The 19,450-nt window shown below is 72.1% G+C and carries 15 protein-coding genes; 8 read left to right on the forward strand and 7 right to left on the reverse strand.

Annotated elements, in window-relative coordinates; all coding sequences use genetic code 11:
- Positions 1-12: 12 nt before the first annotated feature.
- The 4 genes from ACFU5G_RS16510 to ACFU5G_RS16525 all read right to left on the reverse strand — a co-directional run bounded on the left by ACFU5G_RS16510 (position 13) and on the right by ACFU5G_RS16525 (position 4,797).
- Positions 13-831, reverse strand: coding sequence for an SDR family NAD(P)-dependent oxidoreductase (locus ACFU5G_RS16510; RefSeq protein ID WP_377246742.1), 819 nt, complete (start codon positions 829-831; stop codon positions 13-15).
- A gap of 68 nt (positions 832-899) precedes the next feature.
- Positions 900-1,652, reverse strand: coding sequence for an SDR family NAD(P)-dependent oxidoreductase (locus ACFU5G_RS16515; protein WP_377246745.1), 753 nt, complete (start codon positions 1,650-1,652; stop codon positions 900-902).
- Positions 1,649-2,692: an aldo/keto reductase gene (locus ACFU5G_RS16520; RefSeq protein WP_377246748.1), complete on the reverse strand. Its 1,044-nt coding sequence runs from the start codon at positions 2,690-2,692 to the stop codon at positions 1,649-1,651. The genes ACFU5G_RS16515 and ACFU5G_RS16520 overlap by 4 nt, the downstream gene beginning before the upstream one ends.
- A 140-nt stretch (positions 2,693-2,832) precedes the next feature.
- Positions 2,833-4,797 (reverse strand): chorismate-binding protein, encoded by a 1,965-nt coding sequence (locus tag ACFU5G_RS16525; RefSeq protein WP_377246751.1) that lies wholly within the window; start codon positions 4,795-4,797, stop codon positions 2,833-2,835.
- Between the two features lie 215 nt (positions 4,798-5,012).
- On the opposite strand from ACFU5G_RS16525, the gene ACFU5G_RS16530 reads away from it, so the two are divergent.
- The 3 genes from ACFU5G_RS16530 to ACFU5G_RS16540 all read left to right on the forward strand — a co-directional run bounded on the left by ACFU5G_RS16530 (position 5,013) and on the right by ACFU5G_RS16540 (position 8,158).
- Complete coding sequence (locus ACFU5G_RS16530) at positions 5,013-6,665, forward strand: ABC-F family ATP-binding cassette domain-containing protein (protein ID WP_377246754.1); 1,653 nt, start codon at positions 5,013-5,015, stop codon at positions 6,663-6,665.
- A gap of 97 nt (positions 6,666-6,762) precedes the next feature.
- On the forward strand, positions 6,763-7,503 hold the full coding sequence (locus tag ACFU5G_RS16535) for an SDR family oxidoreductase (RefSeq protein ID WP_377246757.1): 741 nt from the start codon (positions 6,763-6,765) through the stop codon (positions 7,501-7,503).
- A 16-nt stretch (positions 7,504-7,519) separates the two neighbouring features.
- On the forward strand, positions 7,520-8,158 hold the full coding sequence (locus ACFU5G_RS16540; protein ID WP_377246760.1) for a TetR/AcrR family transcriptional regulator: 639 nt from the start codon (positions 7,520-7,522) through the stop codon (positions 8,156-8,158).
- 19 nt (positions 8,159-8,177) lie between these two features.
- Here ACFU5G_RS16540 and ACFU5G_RS16545 read toward each other — a convergent pair whose 3' ends face one another.
- The gene (locus ACFU5G_RS16545; RefSeq protein ID WP_377246763.1) at positions 8,178-8,981 is read right to left on the reverse strand and encodes a helix-turn-helix transcriptional regulator; all 804 of its coding nucleotides are present in this window, start codon (positions 8,979-8,981) and stop codon (positions 8,178-8,180) included.
- A 55-nt stretch (positions 8,982-9,036) separates the two neighbouring features.
- Between ACFU5G_RS16545 and ACFU5G_RS16550 the strand changes: the two genes are divergently transcribed.
- The 5 genes from ACFU5G_RS16550 to ACFU5G_RS16570 all read left to right on the forward strand — a co-directional run bounded on the left by ACFU5G_RS16550 (position 9,037) and on the right by ACFU5G_RS16570 (position 15,313).
- The gene (locus ACFU5G_RS16550) at positions 9,037-10,656 is read left to right on the forward strand and encodes an FAD-dependent oxidoreductase (RefSeq protein ID WP_377246766.1); all 1,620 of its coding nucleotides are present in this window, start codon (positions 9,037-9,039) and stop codon (positions 10,654-10,656) included.
- Positions 10,657-10,729: 73 nt separating this feature from the next.
- The gene (locus ACFU5G_RS16555; RefSeq protein WP_377246769.1) at positions 10,730-12,058 is read left to right on the forward strand and encodes an ABC transporter substrate-binding protein; all 1,329 of its coding nucleotides are present in this window, start codon (positions 10,730-10,732) and stop codon (positions 12,056-12,058) included.
- Between the two features lie 9 nt (positions 12,059-12,067).
- Positions 12,068-13,003: a carbohydrate ABC transporter permease gene (locus ACFU5G_RS16560; RefSeq protein WP_377246772.1), complete on the forward strand. Its 936-nt coding sequence runs from the start codon at positions 12,068-12,070 to the stop codon at positions 13,001-13,003.
- Entirely contained in the window at positions 13,000-13,851 is an 852-nt protein-coding gene (locus ACFU5G_RS16565) for a carbohydrate ABC transporter permease (protein WP_377246775.1), read from the forward strand. Before ACFU5G_RS16560 ends, ACFU5G_RS16565 begins: the two co-directional genes overlap by 4 nt.
- 79 nt (positions 13,852-13,930) lie before the next feature.
- A complete protein-coding gene (locus ACFU5G_RS16570) occupies positions 13,931-15,313 on the forward strand; it encodes an ABC transporter substrate-binding protein (RefSeq protein WP_377246778.1) in 1,383 nt (460 codons plus the stop codon).
- Positions 15,314-15,374: 61 nt separating this feature from the next.
- On the opposite strand, the gene ACFU5G_RS16575 is transcribed toward ACFU5G_RS16570, so the two are convergent.
- Positions 15,375-18,113, reverse strand: a complete 2,739-nt coding sequence (locus ACFU5G_RS16575) for a PKD domain-containing protein (protein WP_377246781.1) — start codon at positions 18,111-18,113, stop codon at positions 15,375-15,377.
- 116 nt (positions 18,114-18,229) lie between these two features.
- Positions 18,230-19,426, reverse strand: a complete 1,197-nt coding sequence (locus ACFU5G_RS16580) for a sugar phosphate isomerase/epimerase family protein (RefSeq protein ID WP_377246784.1) — start codon at positions 19,424-19,426, stop codon at positions 18,230-18,232.
- Positions 19,427-19,450: the final 24 nt, after the last annotated feature.

A 19,450-nucleotide genomic window follows, 5' to 3' on the forward strand; every position in this document is an offset into this window, starting at 1 on the left:
CCGACGGGCCGGTCACACGGACTCGCTCACGTGCCGCCACCTCGCGTCTCCGGCCGCGAGGGTCTCGGCCACGAGCCGGCCGACGCGGACGGCGTCCTTGCCGAGCAGCAGGCGCAGCGGCGGCTCCTCGGCCTCCGCGACGTCCAGGAGGATCTGGGCGACCCGCTGAGGGTCGCCCGCCTGCTTGCCGTCCGCCGCCCGCTGGCGCGCGATCGCCGGTTCGATCACCTCCTGGTAGGGCCCGCTGACCGGCGGGGTGTCCATGGACGAACCTGCCCAGTCCGTGCGCATGGCGCCCGGCTCGGCGACGGTGACCTTGATGCCGAGGTGGGCCACCTCCTTGGCGAGGACCTCCGAGAACCCGCCCACCGCCCACTTCGCGGCCTGGTAGGCGCCGAGCCCGGGGCCGCCCACCCGTCCGCCGACGGACGAGATCTGGATGATGTGGCCGGAGCCCTGCTCGCGCAGGACGGGGAGGGCGGCGCGGGTCACGTTGACGACGCCGTAGAGGTTGGCGTCCATCTGGGCGTGGAACGCACGGTCGGACATGTCCTCGATGGCGGCCATGTCCGCGTAGCCGGCGTTGTTGACGACGACGTCCAGACGACCGTAGGCGTCGACCGCGGCCTGAACGGCTCGGCGGGCGGCCTCGGCGTCGGTGACGTCCAGGGTGACCAGCCGGATCTGGTCGCCGTACTGCTCGGCGAGGTCGGCCAGCGGCTCGGTGCGTCGGGCGGTGGCGACCAGGTTGTGCCCGCGTGCCAGGACGGCCTCGGCGACGGCGCGGCCCAGTCCGCGGGAGCTGCCGGTGATCAGCCAGGTCTTGCTCATGGTGCTGCCTCTGTTTCTGTTCTTACGAAAGGTCGGGTGGGGGTGTGTGGACGTCGGAAGCCGTGGGGCTAGACGAGGAAGCCGCCGTCGACGGCCAGGTGCGCGCCGGTGATGTACGACGCCTCGTCGGAGAGGAGGAACGCGACGGCCTGCGCCACCTCCGTGCCGGTGCCGACCCGGCGGGCCGGGATCTGCTCGGCGATCCTCGCGACCTCCTCGGGGTTGCCCTGCTGGCGCGGCACCGGGATGACACCGGGCTGGAGCTCGTTGATCCGGATGCCGTACCGGGCCCAGTCCGCGGCGGCCGCACGGGTCAGGCCGCGCAGGCCGTGCTTGCTCGCGCTGTATGCCGCGCGGTGCGGCAGGCCCCGGTCGGCGAAGACGCTGGAGACGTTGACGATCGCGCCCCCGCCGGCCGCCTGGATCGCGGGGATCTGGTGCTTCAGCCCGTAGAAGACTCCGGACAGGTTGATCCCGAGAGTCTTGTTCCATTCCTCCTCGGGGAGGTCGGGCACGTCGAGGTGGACGCCGGACGTCCCGGCGTTGTTGACGGCGAGGTGCAGGGCGCCGAAGTGGCGGACCGTCTCGGCGACGGCGCGCTTCACGGCACTCGGGTCGCCGACGTCGGCGGGCACGACGAGCGCCCTGCCGCCCGCGCCGGTGATCTCGTCGGCGAGCTGCCTCAGCGGCGCTTCCGAACGGCTCACCAGGGCGACGTTCGCGCCGCGGCCGGCGAGCAGCCGTGCGATGTCGGACCCGATGCCGCTGCCGGCGCCCGTGACGAAGGCGGTCCTGCCGGCGAACTGGTCGTCGTAGTTCATGGGTGTTTCTCCTGGAGGTGGTTGAGGGTTCCATAGCGGCCGCCCTTGACGTGGGCGGGGTCGAAGAGCGCGTCCAGGTGGGCCGTGTCGTCGGCGCTGAGCCGGACCGAGGTGGCGGCGAGGTTCTCCCGGACACGTTCCACCCGCCGCGAGCCCGGGACCGGGACCACGTCGTGGTGCCGGGCGAGCAGCCACGCGAGCGCGATCTGGCCGGGGGTCGCACCGGCGCTCGCGGCGAACCGCTCCAGCTCGTCGACGAGCCGGCGGTTGTGGTCGAAGTTCTCGCCCCGGAACTTGGGCAGCGTGGAGCGGAAGTCGTCCTGGCCGAACTCGGGCACCCGGCCGAAGGCCCCGGTGAGCATGCCGCGCCCGAGCGGGCTGTACGGCACGAGGGTGACCCCCAACCGCCGGCACTCCGGGAGCACCTCGGCCTCGATGCCGCGCTCCCAGAGCGAGTACTCGCTCTGCAGCGCGGAGACGGGGTGGACCGCGTGCGCTCGCCGCAGGACGTCGGGCGCGACCTCGCTCAGCCCGATCGCACGGACCTTGCCCTCGGCGACGAGCTCGGCCATCGCGCCGACGGTGTCCTCCACCGGCACGGCGGGGTCGAGCCGGTGGTAGTAGTACAGGTCGATCCATTCCGTGCCGAGCCGCTTCAGGCTGGCCTCGCAGGCCGCCCTGACGTACTCGGGGCGCCCGTCGAACGTGCTGCGGCCCTCGGGGGTCGGCCGCGCGGAGAACTTGGTCGCGACGACGGCGCGGTCCCGGCGGCCCTGGAGGGCCCGGCCGAGCAGCCTCTCGTTGTGGCCGAACCCGGCCACCGGCCGCCCCGGGGTGGCGCTGCTCGCCCCGTAGTAGTCCGAGGTGTCGAAGAGCTCGACGCCGAGCTCGATCGCGTCCCGGATCGTCGCGACAGAGGCGTCCGGGTCGGCCGCTCCGTAGAACTGCGACATCCCCATGAGCCCCAGCCCGACGGGCCGCACGGAGATTCCTGAGGCCCCCAGCCGCGTGCGGGCCGTTCGTGCCGTGTCTTCGGTCATGGGAACCCTCCGCTGCTCGGCCGAACCAGCAGCCTTAAGAGACCACTGGACCTTTAACGCTCCGAACGTTAAAGGGCCAGTGGCCTCTTGTCGAGTGCGGAGGGGCTCTTGTGGCGCAGGTCACCATGAGCCGGGGCGGGTCACATCGCCGGCACCGCTCCGGGCGCGGTTCCGCGCGCCGCCCCCAGCGCGTGCCGGGCCAGCGACTCGAGGACGCCGATGCCGTCGGCCGAGAGCACCGACTCCAGGTGGCCCTGCACCGAGGCCACGCCCGGGCCGCGCAGCGCGGTGAGCACGCCGTCGTCGTCGGCCGACGGCTCCAGGGCGAGCCGGGCCACGGGGTTGCCGGCGTCGGCGGCGTCGACGGTGGCAAGCCGCGCGCCGAAGGTGTTGTAGTAGCCGATGGCGGCCGTGGTGCCGAACACGTCGGCCGTCAGCCGCACGCCCTGACGCGGCGCGGCCAGCGGGCGCAGCGGGAAACCGGCCAGCCCGGCGAGCACCTGGTGGCTCAGGCAGACCGCGAGCAGGGGCCGGCCGGCGGTGACCCGCTCGTGGATCCGGCGCGTGATGGCGGCGATGCGCGGGTCGTCCTGGTCGCGGGGGTCGCCCGGCCCCGGGCCGAGGACGACGAGGTCGTCCGCGAGCACGTCGTCGACGGCGTCCCACCGCACCACCCGGGCGTTCATCCCGAGGTGGTTCAGCTGGTGGGCCAGCATGGTCGTGAACTGGTCCTCGTGGTCGATCACGAGCACGTCCTGCCCGGTCAGCGGCGAGGCCTCGGGGGCAGCGACGGGGGCGGCGTCCTGCGGCCGGACCCAGAACTCCGCGAGCTGGCCGTTGCGGACGGCCAGCGCCTCGGCGACGCCGTCCTGGGCGTTCAGGTCGAGGACGGCGTCCGGCGCCGCGCCGCGCGGGACCAGCCCGAGCGAGGCGAGCACGCCCGCCGCCTTCGCGCGGGTCTCGGCGACCTCGTGCTCGGGCACGGAGTGCCGCACCAGGGTGGCGCCGGCGGGCACGGACACGCGGCCGCCGTCGTGCAGGTAGGCCGTGCGGATCAGGATCGGGGCGTCGAGCGAGTAGCGGGCCCCGCCGGCCTCGCCGTCGTCCGGCTCGAAGAGGGCGAGGAAGCCCGAGTAGTAGCCGCGCGGCCGCGTCTCGTGGCGGGCGATGACCGTGCAGGCGTTCTCCATCGGCGACCCCGTCACGGTGGGCGCGAACATCGTCAGCCGCAGCGCTTCGCGCGGGTCGACGGTGGTGCGGCCCTCCAGCAGGTACTCGGTGTGGCTGAGCCGGGCCATCTGCTTGAGGTACGGGCCCACGATGCGCCCGCCGCCGGGGCAGAGCGCGCTCATCATCTTCATCTCCTCGTCGACCACCATGAAGAGCTCCTCGTTCTCCTTGGTGTCGGCCAGGAAGTCCAGGACGCCCTCGCGCGTGGGGCCGGACGCCGGATGCCGGTACGTGCCGCTGATCGGGTTCATCCGGGCGACGCCGTCGTGCAGGGTCAGGTGCCGCTCGGGGGTGGCGCCCGCCAGCGACACGGCGGAACCAGGCCCCGGGACGTGCACCGCGAACGTCCAGTACGAGCCGACCTCGTGGGTCAGCAGCGCCCGGAACCACGAGGTCAGCGTGGGCACGGGCGCGGCGTCGGTGCGCGCCTCGAAGCTGCGCATCACCACGAAGTTCGCGCCGGCGCCCCGCCCGATCTCGTCGTCGATCACGCGGCGCACGATCCCCGCGTACTCGTCGTCCGGGGTGTCGAAGCCGAGCGGCTCGGCGGCCACGGGCTCGGGCGGCAGGGCGGCGAGCGCGTCCGGCAGCAGGACCCGCTCCGACTCGCGGACCACCAGGCAGCGCAGGGGAGCGCCGTCGTCGCGCACGGTGAACCCGCGCTCGCGGGCCTGGCGGTAGGGGACGACCGCGAGCACGGGCGCGCCGTCGAGCGGGATGTCGCCCAGCAGGTCGACGTCGACGACGTCGCCCGTCAGCACCTCGACCTCGGTGCCGCCGTGGCGGCGCAGGAGCGCGAAGGGGAGCGAGCCGTCGGAGGCCAGGACCCGGTCCAGGAGCGGGTGCCGGCCGGTCGAGCCAGGGTGGAGGGACATGTGAAGCCTCTCGGTTCGGGGGGCTCGCCCTCGACCGGGAGTCTCGTGGGGAAACACGAAACGACCGCCTCGGGCGAGGCGGTCGTGGACGTGTCAGTGGATGCGTCGCGAGCCCGCCTAGTCGGCGGGCCACCAGTCCAGGCAGATGCGGGGCGACGTCATGGCGGGAACGTTAGCCGGGCGGGGGCGGTGGTGTCCACAGGTAGGGTCCATGCGTGAGTGATCTCCTGGCGATGGATGCCGTCACCTACCTCGCCGGCGGCCGCCGGATCCTCGACGGCGTCTCGCTGCGGGTCGGCCCGGCGCAGCGCACCGGGATCATCGGGGAGAACGGCACGGGCAAGACCACCGCCCTCCGGCTGCTGGCCGGGGTGACCCACCCGCACGGCGGGCGGGTCGACCGCCCGGCCGACGTCGGGTACCTGGCGCAGGAGCTGGCCTTCGACCCGGAGGCGACCGTCGGCGAGGTGGTCGCGGACGCGCTGTCCCCGGTGCAGGACGCACTCGACCGGCTCGACGACGCCGCCGAGCGCCTGGCCGCCGCGCCGCCGGAGGGGACCGACTACGCCGCGGCATCCCGGGCCTACGCCGACCGGCTCGCGCAGGCCCAGCGGACGGACGTGTGGAACGCGGAACGGCGGACGGCGCAGGTCCTGCGGTCGCTCACCCTCGACACGATCCCCGCCGACCGCACCCTGGGCACGCTCTCCGGAGGGCAGCGCGGCCGGCTGGCGCTCGCGGCGCTGCTCCTGCGGCAGCCCTCCGCGCTCGTGCTCGACGAGCCGACCAACCACCTCGACGAGTCCGCGATCTCCTTCCTGGAGGAGTACCTGCGCGCCTTCCCCGGGGTCGTCGTGCTGGCGAGCCACGACCGCGCCCTGCTCGACGCCGTGTGCACGAGCCTGATCGACCTCGACCCCTCCGCGACGGGCCCGGTCGCGTTCGGCGGCGGGTACTCCGCGTACGTCGAGCACAAGCGGGCGGCGCGGCGGCGGTGGGAGCAGCGCTACCGCGAGGACCAGGAAGAGCTCGAGCGGCTGGCCCTCGCGGTCATCGAGGTGGCCCCCGACGTCGCACCGGACCGGCTCCGCCGCGACTCGGAGAAGATGGGTTACGGGCACCGGTCCGGCCGGGTGCAGAACCAGGTGGCGCGCCGGGTGCGGGACGCCCGGCGGCGCCTCGTGGAGCGGGCGCGATCAGCGGTTGCCGCGCCGCCCCCGCCGCTGCGCCTGGCCGCGCCGCCGGTCGCGCTGTCGGCGTCCGACGGGCCGCTCGTCGAGCTGGCCGACCTCGAGGTGCCGGGCCGGCTCCGCGTCCCGCGGCTCGTCGTCGAGGCAGGGGAGAAGCTGCTGGTCACCGGCCCCAACGGGGCCGGGAAGTCGACGCTGCTCGGGGTCATCGCCGGGGCGGTCGAGTTCGCCGGCGGTCTCCGGCGGCGGCCGGACGCGGCGATCTCGTTGCTCCCGCAGGACACCGTGTTCGAGCGTCCCGAGCGGTCGGCCGAGCAGATCTATCTCGACACGATCGGCGAGACCGCGGCCGAGCGGACGCCGCTGGGGGCCCTCGGGCTGCTGACGGCGCGTGAGATCGGCACGCCCGCCGGCGAGCTGTCCGTCGGGCAGCGCCGCCGCCTCGCGCTCGCCCTCGCGTTCGCCGACCCGCCGCACCTGCTGCTCCTGGACGAGCCCACGAACCACCTGTCCCCGATGCTCGTCGACGAGCTGGAGGAGGCGTTCGCGCAAGCGCCTGGCGCGATCGTCGTCGCGGGCCATGACCGGCTGATGCGATCCAGGTGGCCGGGGCGCGTGTTCACCTTGGCCGGTGCCACGAGCCCCGCGGGGCGCAAGGCGTCCGCGACCTTTAATTGACAGATCGATCCATAACTGGTGGACTGACGCCACACCCCCTCCGCGAGCGAGCCGCCGCGGTCCAGTTATTGACTGATCTGTACATAAAGGAGCCGTCATGAGCACCACCGACACCACCACCAGCAGGACCGCCCTCGTCTTCGGCGGGTCGCGAGGCATCGGCGCCGCGGCCGTGGCACGCCTCGCGGCCGACGGATACGCGGTCGCCTTCACCTACCTCTCCCGCGACGACCGCGCGCGGGAGCTCGTCACCGAGGTGGAGGCGGCCGGAGGCCGGGCGCTGGCCCTGCGCTCCGACAGCGCCGACGCCGACGCAATCCGCGGCGCCGTCGACCGTGCGGTGCAGGAGCTCGGGCCGCTGAACGTCGTCGTGGTCAACGCCGGCCTGCTCCGCACAGGCACCGTCGAGTCTGTCAGCCTCGCGGACCTCGACGCGATGATCGACGTCAACGTCCGCGGCGTCTTCCTCTCCATCCAGGCCACGGTGCCGCACCTGGTCGACAACGCGCGCGTGATCACGATCGGCAGCAACGTCGCCCTGCGCACCGGCACGGCCGGGGCGAGCGTCTACCAGCTCACCAAGACGGCGGTCGCCGGAATGGTGAAGGGCATCGCCCTCGACCTCGCACCGCGGAGCATCACGGTCAACAACATCCAGCCCGGACCCACCGACACCGACATGAACGCCGGCGCCATCGACGCACTCGCTGCGGCGAGCCCCCTCCGGCGGGTGGGCCGGCCGGCGGAGATCGCCGGGCTCGTGTCCTACCTCGCCGGCCCCGACTCCCGCTACGTCACCGGTGCCAGCATCACGATCGACGGCGGAAGCACCCTGTAGGCGGATAATCGACGCCATGGTTCGTCCGCGGAAGTTCGACAGAGACACGGCGCTCCAGCGCGCCATGAGGGTCTTCTGGCAGAAGGGCTATGCGGCGTCCTCCACGGACGACCTCCTGGAGAGCATGGGCATCGGCCGCCAGAGCCTCTACAACGCGTTCGGCGACAAGCGGACGCTGTACCTGGAGTCCCTTCGCACGTACCAGGAGGCGACGCTGGAGGGGCACCTGTCCCGGCTGACCGAGCCGTCGTCAGCCCTGGAGGGCATCCGGGCGCTGCTCTCCGGGATCGCGGTGGCGGACGACGCCGAACGGGCTCTGGGCTGCTTCGGCGTCGGCGCCGTCGAGGAGTTCGGGGCCACCGACGACGAGGTCCGAGCCCTCGCGGCCGAGGTCGACCGGCGGCTCGCGGCCCGGATCGCCGACCGCGTCGAGGCCGGCAAGGCGGCGGGGGAGCTTGACCGTTCGATGGACACGGCCGACGCGGTCGGCTTCGTGCAGCTCACGATGACCGGACTCCAGGTCGCCGCTCGCGGCGGCAGCGACGTGGTGTCGATGCACCACGCGGCGGACTTCGCGGTGAGCCGGCTGCGGGCGCCTGCCGACCCGTCGGCCGGCGTCGTGTCGAACCTCTCCGCCGCGGCCCGGAGGGCGTGACCTGGCACGAGCCGCCGCATCAGGTACGTGCGGTGGACGTGCGCAGCTCCGACGGCGACAGGCCGGTCGTCTCCTTGACCTTGCGGGAGAAGTGGAAGCTGGTCTTGAACCCGCAGCGGACCGCGATCGAGCCGACCGGGAGTCCCGTGGACGTCAGCAGCTCGACGCCGAGGGAGATACGGCGGTCCCAGAGGTAGCGGATCGGCGTGGTGTCCATGTGGGTGCGGAACATCCGGACGAGGTGAGCGGGGGTGACCGTCGCGGCGCGGGCGATGTCCGTGAGCGTGATCGGCTCCCCGAGGTGCTGGTGGATGAACAGGCGGGCGTCCTCGATCGAACCCGGCAGGGCGGCGGGCAGGTTCCTGAACTCCGCGATGAAGCGCCACAGCACCGCCGTCGCGAGTGCGTCCACCAGCGCACCGTCGGCCGTCAGCCGGGTCTGCTCCGTCGTGACGGCCTCGCGGGCCAGGTAGGTCAGGGCGGACGACAGCGTCCTGGTGGGTCGGAGCGACTCCAGCCAGACGCGCATCTGCGGGGTCGAGTTCTCCATGCGCCCCCGCACCAGCGTCTCGTGGGTGTCGAGGTGCTCGTCGAACCTGATCTCCTCGGTGTGGCCCGGCAGCAGGAGGCAGATCTCACCGGTGGAGACGTGGCGCGGGGCACCGCCGTCGAGGCGCAGCGTCATGGACCCCGAGTGGATCAGCATGAGCTGGATCTCCTGCTGGCGGCGCGGCCCGATCCGGGACCCGGCGGGCTGCACCAGCTGCCTCGCGGTCGCGTCGGCGATCCGGAGGCGACGGGCGCTGGCATCAAACTGGGACACAGAACAGCGTATTGCAGTCATGCCAATAGTGGTCAAATGCTGGTGTCCTCGTTGTATGCGTGAAAACGAGACACAGGTCCTGGTCGTCGGTGGCGGAGTGGGCGGCGTGATGGCCGCGGTGACCGCCGCCCGTCGCGGTATCCGGGTGGTGCTCACGGAGCCCACCGACTGGCTGGGCGGGGTGCTGACCGCCCAGGGAGTTCCACCGGATGAGCACGTCTGGATCGAGCAGTTCGGCAGTACCGCGACATATCGCGAATATCGAAATTCGGTGCGGGAGTTCTACCGGCGGCACTACCCCCTGACCGACGACGCCCGGCGTCGGCCCGCGCTCAACCCCGGCGGCGCCAAGGTGTCCGGCCTCTGCCACGAGCCCCGGGTCACGCTCGCCGTGCTCGAGAGCCTGGTGGCCCCGCTGCGCGGCTCAGGGCTCCTGCAGGTCTTGATGGAGCACGAGCCGCTGGCCGCCGAGACCGACGGCGACCGGATCACGGCCGTGACGGTGCGGAGCCGGCGGACCGGCGCGACGACGGCGATCTCGGCGCGGTGGGTTGTCGACGCGAGCGAGACCGGCGAGCTGCTGCCGTTGGCCGGCGTCGAGCACGTCACCGGGTCCGAGGCGCAGGCAGACACCGGCGAGCCCCACGCGGCGGCCGTGGCCGACTCGCTCAACATGCAGCCGGTGTCGGTGTGCTTCGCGCTGGACCACCGGCCCGAGGAGGACCACACCATCGACCGGCCGGCCGGGTACGACCACTTCCGGACGGCCCGCGCCGTCGACTGGCCGGAGGGCCAGCTCTCGCTGACCGCGCCGCACCCCAAGACCCGCCTGCCCGTGCGGCACCAGTTCTGGCCCGACCCCGACGACGACCTCGCGAGCATCCGGCCCGACTACGCGGACCAGCGGGTGGGCTCGATGGACCGCAACCTGTGGACGTTCCGCCGGATCGCGGCCAGGGCCAACTTCCGGCCCGAGGCCTACCCCAGCGACCTCACCCTGGTGAACTGGCCGCAGATGGACTACTGGGGCGGGCCGGTCTTCGACCACCCCGACGCCGAGGCCCACGTGCTGGCCGCCCGCGAGCTGAGCCGCTCGTTCCTGTACTGGCTCCAGACCGAGGCGCCCCGGCCCGACGGCGGCACGGGTTGGCCCGGCCTGCGCCTGCGCGGCGACGTGCTGGGCGACACCGCGGACGGCCTGGCCAAGACCCCGTACATCCGGGAGTCCCGCCGTATCCGCGCCGAGCACACCGTCGTCGAGCAGGAGCTGTCCCTCGCGGTGCGCGGCGACGAGGGCGCCGTCACCTACGACGACAGCGTCGGCGTCGGGATGTACCGGATCGATCTGCACCCCTCCACCGGCGGCGACCCCTACATCGACATCGGCTGCTGCCCGTTCGAGCTGCCGCTGGGTGCCCTGCTCCCCGTCCGGGTCGAGAACTTGCTCCCGGGCGCGAAGAACATCGGCACCACGCACATCACCAACGGCGCCTACCGGATGCCGCTCATGGAATGGAACATCGGCGAGGTCACGGGCCACCTGATCGCGTTCTGCGTGCAGCACAAGGCGACGCCCCGGCAGGTCCGCGAGGACGAGGGCCTGCTGGCCGACTTCACGCGCGAGATCGAGACCGCCGGCATCGAACGGCACTGGCCGCGGGTCACGGGCTACTGACCCGACCGCGCGGGCATCACAGCAGGTCACCACAGCACGGCACCACGCAGGAATCATCAAAGGAGATGACGTCATGGGAACGACCAGGACAACGGCGGCGGCGACCGCCTCGGCGGCAGCGCTGCTGACCGCCGTCGCGGGATGCGGTTCTGGCACGGAGACCTCCGCCACGGGCGAGGTGGTCGTCACCTGCGCCACCTGCCAGGAGAGCCCGACCGACCCGTTCCTGCAGTACAACTACGAGGCCGCGCAACGGTTCAACGAGCAGTACGCCGGTCAGTACCAGGTCGAGACCATCGAGAACCCGAACGCGGGCTCCGGCGACGACCGGCTGCAGTACTACCAGCGCCTGGCGCTCGCCGGCGACCTGCCCGACCTGTTCCAGCTCAACTCCGGCGAGATCAAGGCGATGGAGCAGACCGGCCGGCTGCACGACTTCGCGCCGAGCCTGGAGGCCGACGCCGAGTGGGCGGACACCTTCTACGACCAGGCGTTCGACGCCCTGACCGGCCCGGACGGCCAGGTCTGGGCCATCCCGCAGCAGCGCGACGCGATCGGGATCTACTACAACACCGAGCTGCTGGAGGCCGCGGGGTACGACGAGTTCCCGGCCACCTGGGACGAGTTCGAGGACCTGGCGGCGGAGCTGAAGAGCCAGGGCAAGATCGCCCTCGCGCTCGACGGCGACTGGGCGACCAAGCTCATGTGGGCCGACCTGATCGGCACCCAGCCCAGCGGGGCCGAGTTCCTCGGCCAGGGCATCGTCGACCTGGAGGACTGGGGCGACGACCCCGCCGTCGTCCGGGCGACCGAACGCCTGCGCGACTGGCACACCGAGGGTTACGTGAACGCCGACGCGTTCTCCGGCGACTTCCAGAACGCGGCCGCCCCCTACCTCACCGAGGAGGCGGCGACCGTCCCCAACGGGCCGTGGTTCGTCAAGACCAACCTCACGCCCGAGGCCGCGCCGGGCCTGTACGAGAAGACCGGCTACGCCCCCGCGCCCGGCTGGACCGACGGCGGGCAGGGCACGGTCGTCGTCTCGGGTGCCGGCTGGGTCTCCGGCGCGACGGACGAGGGCGAGCTCGAGGCGGTCGAGGCGTTCGTGAAGTTCATGTCGTCGCAGGACGAGGTGCTCACGCAGGCGCAGGCCACGGGCGCCAACCCGCCGGTCCGGGTCGACGCCGCGGCGGCGGAGGCCGCCGACCTGGAGCCGCTGGCGACGGGTCTGATCGAGCAGGCCGACGACCTGGAGCACGTCTACCCGCACGCCCGTGTGCACGGCCCGGCGGGGCTCGACACGTCGTGGAAGAACCTGTGGCCCGCCTACGTGAAGGGCGACCTGGACACCGACGAGTTCCTGGAGCGCCTGACCGTCGACTCCGCGGCGAGCGGGCAGTAGGGGGCGGCCATGAGCACCCTCACGAGGTACCGCGCGCCGGCGCGGCGACGGGCCCGGCGTGCCCGTCCCGTCGCGGGGACCCGGATCCCGCGCGGCATGCGCGGCCCGGTCGCGGTGTCGCTGCTGCCCGGGCTCGTCCTGTTCGGCACCTTCTTCCTGGTGCCGTTCCTCGTGCTGGCGGCCACGGCGTTCGCCCGCTGGAGCGGGCTGGAGTTCGCCTGGGCGGGCCTGGACAACTACCGGCAGATGTTCGCCGACCCCGTCTTCCTCAAGGCGCTGGGCAACACGCTGTTCTACGCGGCGGCCTCGGTGTTCGTCCAGGTCCCGCTGGGCGTCGGCGTCGGCATGGTGCTCGCGCTGCGGCCGCGCGGGTGGAAGACGCTGCGGACCATCATCTTCGTGCCGTTCGTCATCTCGGGCGCGGCCTACGCCCTGGTCTTCTCCATGTTCTACAACCCGCGGGCAGGGCTGCTGAACAACGCCCTGGGCGCGGTGGGGCTGCCCGGCCGGGACTGGCTCTTCGACACGGCGACGGCGCGGTGGGCCGTCGCGGGGACCTTCGTGTTCATCATCGGGTTCGTCGTGGTGCTGGTCATGGCCGAGATCGCGGCCGTCCCGGGCGAGCTGTACGAGGCGGCCTCGGTCGACGGCGCCTCGACGTGGCAGCAGCTCACCCGGATCACCCTGCCGCTGCTGCGCAACGTCATCGGCACCGTGATCCTCATCCGGCTGCTCGTGGACATCGGCATGTTCGACCTGGTCTTCATCCTGACCGCCGGGGGACCCGACGACGCGACGGCGACGCTGGCGCTGTACGCGTACCGGGCCTACCTGAACGGCGAGTGGGGTTTCGCCAACGCCGTCGGCTCGGTGATCATCGTCATCGGCCTGGTGCTGATCGTCGCCGTCCGGCGCATCTTCCGGATCGGGGAGCGTGCACTGTGAGCGACATCGGGACCACCACCGCCGGACGCCGTTCCGGCTGGGCGAACGTGCTGATCTACGGGTTCCTGGGCATCGTCGTGCTGCTCGCGCTCGCGCCGACGGCGTGGGTCATGCTGTCCGCCTTCAAGACCGGGAACCAGATCTTCTCCGGCCAGGGCCTCCTGCCCGCGCCGTTCACCGTGCAGGGCTTCGTCGACGCCTTCACCCAGATCCACCTGCACGAGTACATGCTGAACACGCTCCTGTACGCGGGGTTCGGCACGCTGGGCGCGCTGACGGCTGCGTTCCTGGCGGCCTACCCGCTGGCGCGGTTCTCGTTCCCCGGGCGCGACGCCCTGGTGGCGCTGTTCTCGCTGGCCCTGGCGCTGCCCCTGGTGGGTCTGGCGACGCCGGTGTTCTTCGTGGTGCGGGAGCTCGGGATGTTCGACTCCCGGATCGGGATGGTGATCCTGTACTCGGCCCTGCAGTTCCCGTTCACGTTCGTGGTGCTCCGAGCGTTCCTCGTCTCGACGCCGCCCGAGCTGGAGGAGGCCGCGATGATCGACGGCGCCGGGTACTTCACCACGCTGTTCCGGGTGGTGCTGCCGCTGACGCGGCCCGCGCTGGCGACCGTGGCGGTGGTCGCGTTCGTGAACATCTGGAACGAGTTCTTCTTCGCGAACCTGCTGCTGGTCTCGGAGGAGAACCGGAACGTGCAGCTCGTGCTGGCCGGGTTCAAGTCGCAGTTCGGGTTCAACGTCACCGGGGCGGTCGCGGGGGCGACGCTGGTGATGCTGGTCCCGATCTGCCTCTTCCTGATCCTCCAGCGCCAGGTGATCGCGGGGCTCACGGCGGGTGCCGTCAAGTAGGGGCGCCGTCGGATCGTCCAGGCCGCTCCGCCGAACTCCCCATTCCGGAGGCCTCGGGTGAAACCCTACGTTCTGGACCATGATCACCGTCGATCGCCGCCGGACCCGGCACCGCGTCATGTCACCCGCCCGCACCCTCCTCGCGCTCGGAGGCACAGCGACCCTGCTCGCCCTGACGGCGTGCGGCGCCGGAGGATCCGGGGACGGCGACGCCGCCACCGGGACCATCCAGTGGTGGACCTGGGACGACAAGCAGGCCGTGTCGTGGGGCAAGTGCGTCGAGCCGTTCGAGCAGGCCAACCCCGGTATCGAGGTCGAGGTCCAGCAGTACGCCTGGGACGACTACTGGACCAAGCTCACCGCGGGGTTCGTGGCCGGCAACGCCCCGGACACGTTCATGAACCACACCTCCAACTACCCCGAGTACGTGGACCAGGGACAGCTGCTGCCGCTCGACGACCTGATCGCCGGGTCGGGCTACGACACGAACCGGCTCGGGGTCGGCGTCGACACCTGGAGGTACAGCGACGGGGCCACCTACGGGCTCCCGAAGGACTGGGCGACCGTCGGCTTCTTCTACGACAAGGAGAAGATCGCCGAGGCGGGCCTGACCGAGGACGACGTCCAGAACATGACCTGGAACCCCGACGACGGCGGCACGTTCGAGAAGGTGGTCGCGCGGCTCACCGTCGACGCGAACGGGGTGCGCGGCGACGAGCCCGGCTTCGACAAGGACGACGTGGCGACCTACGGCATCAACAGCCTCGGGTCCAACGGCATCAACGGCCAGGACACGTGGGCCAACTTCGCGTCGACCACCGGCTGGACGCTGGGCGACAAGGACAGCTTCCCCACCACGTTCCAGTACGAGGACGAGCGGTTCGTGAAGACGGCGGAGTACCTCCGCGGCCTGGGCGAGCGCGGCCTGTCCCCAGTGGAGGGCCAGTTCACGCTCGGCCCGGCCGAGCAGCTCGGCACGGGGAGCGTCGCCATGGTCTCGGGCGGGTCCTGGTACGCGACGACGTTCTTCGCGCTCGACGGCGTCGACGTCGGGATCGCGCCCTCGGTGCTCGGCGCGGACGGCGAGCGCGCCGGGATGTCCAACTCGAACGCGGACTCCGTCTGGGCGGGGACCGAGCACCCGGAGGCCGCGTTCAAGTGGATCTCCTACATGAACTCGCCCGAGTGCCAGGACGTCGCCGGCCAGGACGGCACGTTCTTCCCGTCGATCGACTCGTCCATGGAGAAGACCGAGGCCGCGCTGCTCGACCAGGGGATCGACATCGCCCCCTACACCCAGCAGTTCGTCGACGGGACCCTCTTCGAGACGCCCGTGTTCGCGGGCGGCCAGAAGATGGGCTCCGCGATCAGCCCGCTGATGGAGGGGTACTTCACCGGCCAGCGCGAGGACGACGTCTTCGCCGAGATGGACGCGCTGAGCAGGGAGATCCTGGCGGAGTAGTGCTGGGACAGGCCGGCCCGGACCACCGCGCGGTGGTCCGGGCCGGTTTGCTTCCGGGCGGCTAGCCCCGGACCGTCAGCCGCACGGTCGTCCAGTCGCGGGTGCCCTCGCTGTCCGTCGCGATCAGCCGGGCGGTGTAGCGCCCCGGCTCCTCGTAGACGTGGCTGACGCTCGCGCCGTCCGCGGTGGTCCCGTCGCCCAGGTCCCACTCGTAGGAGACGATCTCCCGCCCCTCGGGCGCCACGGCGGACCCGGACAGGTCGACCGGGCCGCCCGCCCGGACGCCCCCGCGGCCGGCCTCGGCCGTCACGACCGGGGCCGTGGCGTCGGCGACGCCGCGCCCGTGGAAGACGAGCCAGTCGAGACCGAGGTTTGCGCCGTCGGCCGGCTCGCGCTTGCTCTTCGCGACGAGGTAGAGCGTGGTGGCACCCTGCTGGTCCGGGAGGTCGATCGTGGGCGAGACGACCTGCCCGGCTCCGGTGGCCTTGGCGACCTGGACCTGGCCGAGCTTGGGCCCGGTCGGGCTGCCGGCCCGCATCTCGATCGTCGCGTCGGCGGCGCCGCGCACGGCGCCGACCGTCAGGGCGTCGATGCCGCGCAGGTCGACCGGCCCGAACGCGATCCAGTCGCCGTGGTCGACGTCCGTCACGAGCCGGCCGCCGCGGGCGTCCGCGCCGTCCGCCACGGTGACGCCGGAGCTGTCGGCGTAGAACTCGGCCTCCTTGTCCCGTACCTGGAGGTGGATGACGTCCTGGCCGGCCAGCGCCGGCACGCCGTCGGCGCCGAGGTCCTCGTAGCCGGCACCGAGCACGGGGTAGACGTTCTGCCCGACGCCGTGGTCCGCCGGGTCGAGGAACACGGACCCGGAGCACCCGGTGTAGTTGTCCAGCGGGTGCGCGTGGGTGTCGTGGCCCAGCTGGGTGTTCACCGTGACCAGCTCGCAGTCGATCGTGCCGGCGTCGGTGGAGCCGTCCTCGGGGTCGTCCACGTCGACGGCGTAGTCGACCGTGTCGCCGAGCTCGGCGAAGCCCCCGTGGAACGGCGCCCCGAAGGAGACGTCCGGCCGCGTGTTGCCGGCCGTGATCTTCTGCACGGAGACGCCCGTGAACCCCTCGCTGTCCGTGACCGTCAGGCGCGCGCTGAACTGGCCCCGCTCGGTGTACGTGTGCGTCGGGTTCGCCTCGGTGGAGTCGACGACGCCGTCGTTCTCGAAGTCCCACTCGTAGGTGATGTCGAGCCCGTCGGGGCTCTCGCTGGTGCCGCCGTCGAAGGCTACGGTCAGCGGCTCCGGCCCGGAGTCGACGTCGGCGGTGAACCGCGAGATCGGCCTGCGGCCGTCGGCCGCGTAGTCGATGCGGTAGATGCCGGCGTCCGTGTTGGTGCTCCCACGGCCGGCGCCCCGGCCCAGGCCGAAGTCGATGATGTAGAGCGAGCCGTCGGGACCGAACTCGGCCTCGAACGGGGCGACGAACGTCTCGCCCTCCAGGAACGGGTCGATCGAGGCGAGCTCGCCCGTGGTCTCGTCCAGCGAGAGCACCTTGTAGAAGTTGCGGGCGTACTCGGACACGAACCAGTGCCCGTCGAAGGTCTCCGGGAACTTGGTCTTGACGTCGAGGTCCGGGTCGAACCGGTAGACCGGGCCGCCCATCGGGGCCGCGCCGCCGGAGCCCAGCTCGGGGAACTCGTCAGAGACCCCGTAGCCGTACCAGACGAGCGGCTCCTGCGACGGCGGCAGCTCGCGCAGGCCCGTGTTGTTCGGGGACTCGTTGACCGGGTTGGCGCAGTCGAACGGCTCGCCGGAGGCGCCGGTGGCGAAGTCGTAGTCGATGTACGGCTGGTTGTCGGCGTGGCAGTACGGCCAGCCGTGGTTGCCCGGCTCCGTCATCCGGATGAACTCGACCTGGCCCTCGGGGCCGCGCAGCGGGTCGGCCACGCGGGCGTCGGGCCCGTAGTCCCCGATCAGCACCGCACCGGTGCCGGGGTCCACGGTGATCCGGAACGGGTTGCGGAAGCCCATGCCGTAGATCTCCGGACGGGTGCCCTCCGTGCCCGGAGCGAACAGGTTGCCGGCCGGGACCGAGTACGTGCCGTCGTCCTCCGGGGTGATGCGCAGCACCTTGCCGCGCAGGTCGTTCGTGTTGGCGGACGTGCCCTGCGCGTCCCAGGCGCGGCGGCCCTCCCGCTCGTCGATCGGGGTGTAGCCCGCCTGGTCGAACGGGTCGGAGTTGTCGCCGGTGGCCACGTACAGGTCGCCGTCGGGACCCATCGCCAGCGAGCCGGCCATGTGCGAGTTGGCGCGGCCCTCGCCGCGCCAGATGGTGAAGTCGAGCAGGCGCTTCTCGGAGGCCGGGTCGATCGTGTCGTCCGGCCCCATCGTGAACCGCGAGAGGTTCATCTTCGCGACGTCGGGGTCGCTCCAGAGCAGGTACAGCCACCCGTTCTCGGCGAAGTCGTCGTCCAGGGTCAGGCCCAGCAGGCCGTCGGACTGCTGGAGCAGGTCCAGGGAGTAGTCGAGGTCCAGGGCCGTCGTCTGGCGCAGCGTCTCCTGGTCCAGCACGACCACCTGGCCGGTGCGCTGGATGTAGACGACGCGGCCGTCGTCGGCCACGTCGAGCTCGAACGGGTCGGCGAGGCCCTCCGTGACCAGGGGGACCTTGTCGAACGTGGCGGCCTCGGCATGGTCCGAGCCGGGATGGGCGGTGGCGGCTGTGGTGGCGGGGACCAGGGCACCGAGCGCGACGACCAGACCGGTCGTCGCGGCCAGTGCCCGGCGGTGTGCCCGGCGGTGCGGTGCGGACATCAACACTCCTTCGTGCTGGGTCGGATGGGGCGTGCGGGCGTGCGGCACCCCCGGGCGAGGGCGCGTGCCCTCGCCCGGAAGCAGACCGGACGCGTCAGTGGCGGATCAGTGGCGGACTAGTAGCGCAGCCCGGCGAGGTAGCCGAGGCTGGTGCACGCGGACGTCACGCCGTCGGGGGACGGCTGGTCGTTCTCCGTGAAGCCGTAGCGGACGCCGGCCAGCGTGGCGCCGGCGAAGATCTCGGCGAAGTCGATGGTGCCCGCGCCGACGTCGGCGAAGGAGCCGTCCTCGGCGATGTCCTTGAGGTGCAGCAGCTCGAACCGGCCCGGGTACCGCGCGAACAGGTCCGTGGCGGAGGTGTCCGTGCTCGCCGCCCAGTACACGTCGAGCTCCATGGTCACGAACTCCGGGTTCGTCTCCCGGACCAGCACGTCGTAGCCCGTGACGCCGTCCTCCTCGGTCTCGAACTCGTACCCGTGGTTGTGGTACGCGACCCGGATGCCCTCGGCACCCAGAGCCTCGCCGGCCTCGTTGAGGATCGCGGCCGTCCGGGAGTAGTCCGCCAGCGTCCACGAGCCGGAGCCCGAGATGCGCACGTACTTCGCGCCGACCGCGTGCGCCTCGGCGGCGACCAGGTCGACGTCGTTCTGCAGGTTCGACAGGCTCACGCCGAGCGACGGCACCTCCAGCCCTGCCTCGTCCGTGAGCGGCGCCAGCTCCGCGGCCGTGTACCCGTAGAAGTTGCCGGCGGCGCCCGACGGCTCGATGTTCTGGAAGCCGCACTCCGCGAGCGCGCCCAGGGTCCCCTCGGCGTCCGTGGGCATGGTCGCGCGGACCGTGTAGCCCACCAGGCCGATCCTCGACAGGTCGACGGACCGGCTGCCCGTGACCGGGTGCGGTTTGCCCACCTCCGAGTCGGTGGCGGCGCGGACGATGTCCCGGCGCTCGCGGGCGGTGAGGACCCGTTCGCGCACCAGGTCCTTGGTCACAGAGGTGACCGTCCGGACGAACTTGCCGTGCGTCGTGAACGGAGCGTCGGCCATGATCTCGTCCATGACGGTGCAGCCGGCGCGGGTCTCGTGGTTGGGTACGCCGGAGTCGGCGCCGGCGCCGAACCAGACGGTGGCCTCGCTGGTGTAGCCGTACGCGCACGCGGCGGTTCCTGGGGCTCCGCCGGCCGCCGGACCGGGCCCGGCCGCCGACGCGCACGGCGCCAGGATCGGCAGGGTCAGCGTGGCGGCCACGGCGGCGGCGAGCCACGGCTTCGCGGTGCGCCGCAGGGTGCGGGTGGTGGTGCTGGTAGTTCGTCGCATCAGATGAACCTCTCCTTCGAGGGA

This window comes from Promicromonospora sp. NPDC057488, assembly GCF_042802395.1.
Taxonomy (GTDB): domain Bacteria; phylum Actinomycetota; class Actinomycetes; order Actinomycetales; family Cellulomonadaceae; genus Promicromonospora.

Bases quoted from the DNA above. Each gene is read 5' to 3' on its own strand.
- ACFU5G_RS16525 (WP_377246751.1), bottom strand. From the start codon at position 4,797: ATGTCCCTCCACCCTGGCTCGACCGGCCGGCACCCGCTCCTGGACCGG.
- ACFU5G_RS16580 (WP_377246784.1), bottom strand. From the start codon at position 19,426: ATGCGACGAACTACCAGCACCACCACCCGCACCCTGCGGCGCACCGCG.
- ACFU5G_RS16540 (WP_377246760.1), top strand. From the start codon at position 7,520: ATGGTTCGTCCGCGGAAGTTCGACAGAGACACGGCGCTCCAGCGCGCC.
- ACFU5G_RS16520 (WP_377246748.1), bottom strand. From the start codon at position 2,692: ATGACCGAAGACACGGCACGAACGGCCCGCACGCGGCTGGGGGCCTCA.
- ACFU5G_RS16555 (WP_377246769.1), top strand. From the start codon at position 10,730: ATGGGAACGACCAGGACAACGGCGGCGGCGACCGCCTCGGCGGCAGCG.
- ACFU5G_RS16570 (WP_377246778.1), top strand. From the start codon at position 13,931: ATGATCACCGTCGATCGCCGCCGGACCCGGCACCGCGTCATGTCACCC.
- ACFU5G_RS16510 (WP_377246742.1), bottom strand. From the start codon at position 831: ATGAGCAAGACCTGGCTGATCACCGGCAGCTCCCGCGGACTGGGCCGC.
- ACFU5G_RS16535 (WP_377246757.1), top strand. From the start codon at position 6,763: ATGAGCACCACCGACACCACCACCAGCAGGACCGCCCTCGTCTTCGGC.
- ACFU5G_RS16515 (WP_377246745.1), bottom strand. From the start codon at position 1,652: ATGAACTACGACGACCAGTTCGCCGGCAGGACCGCCTTCGTCACGGGC.
- ACFU5G_RS16550 (WP_377246766.1), top strand. From the start codon at position 9,037: ATGCGTGAAAACGAGACACAGGTCCTGGTCGTCGGTGGCGGAGTGGGC.
- ACFU5G_RS16560 (WP_377246772.1), top strand. From the start codon at position 12,068: ATGAGCACCCTCACGAGGTACCGCGCGCCGGCGCGGCGACGGGCCCGG.
- ACFU5G_RS16575 (WP_377246781.1), bottom strand. From the start codon at position 18,113: ATGTCCGCACCGCACCGCCGGGCACACCGCCGGGCACTGGCCGCGACG.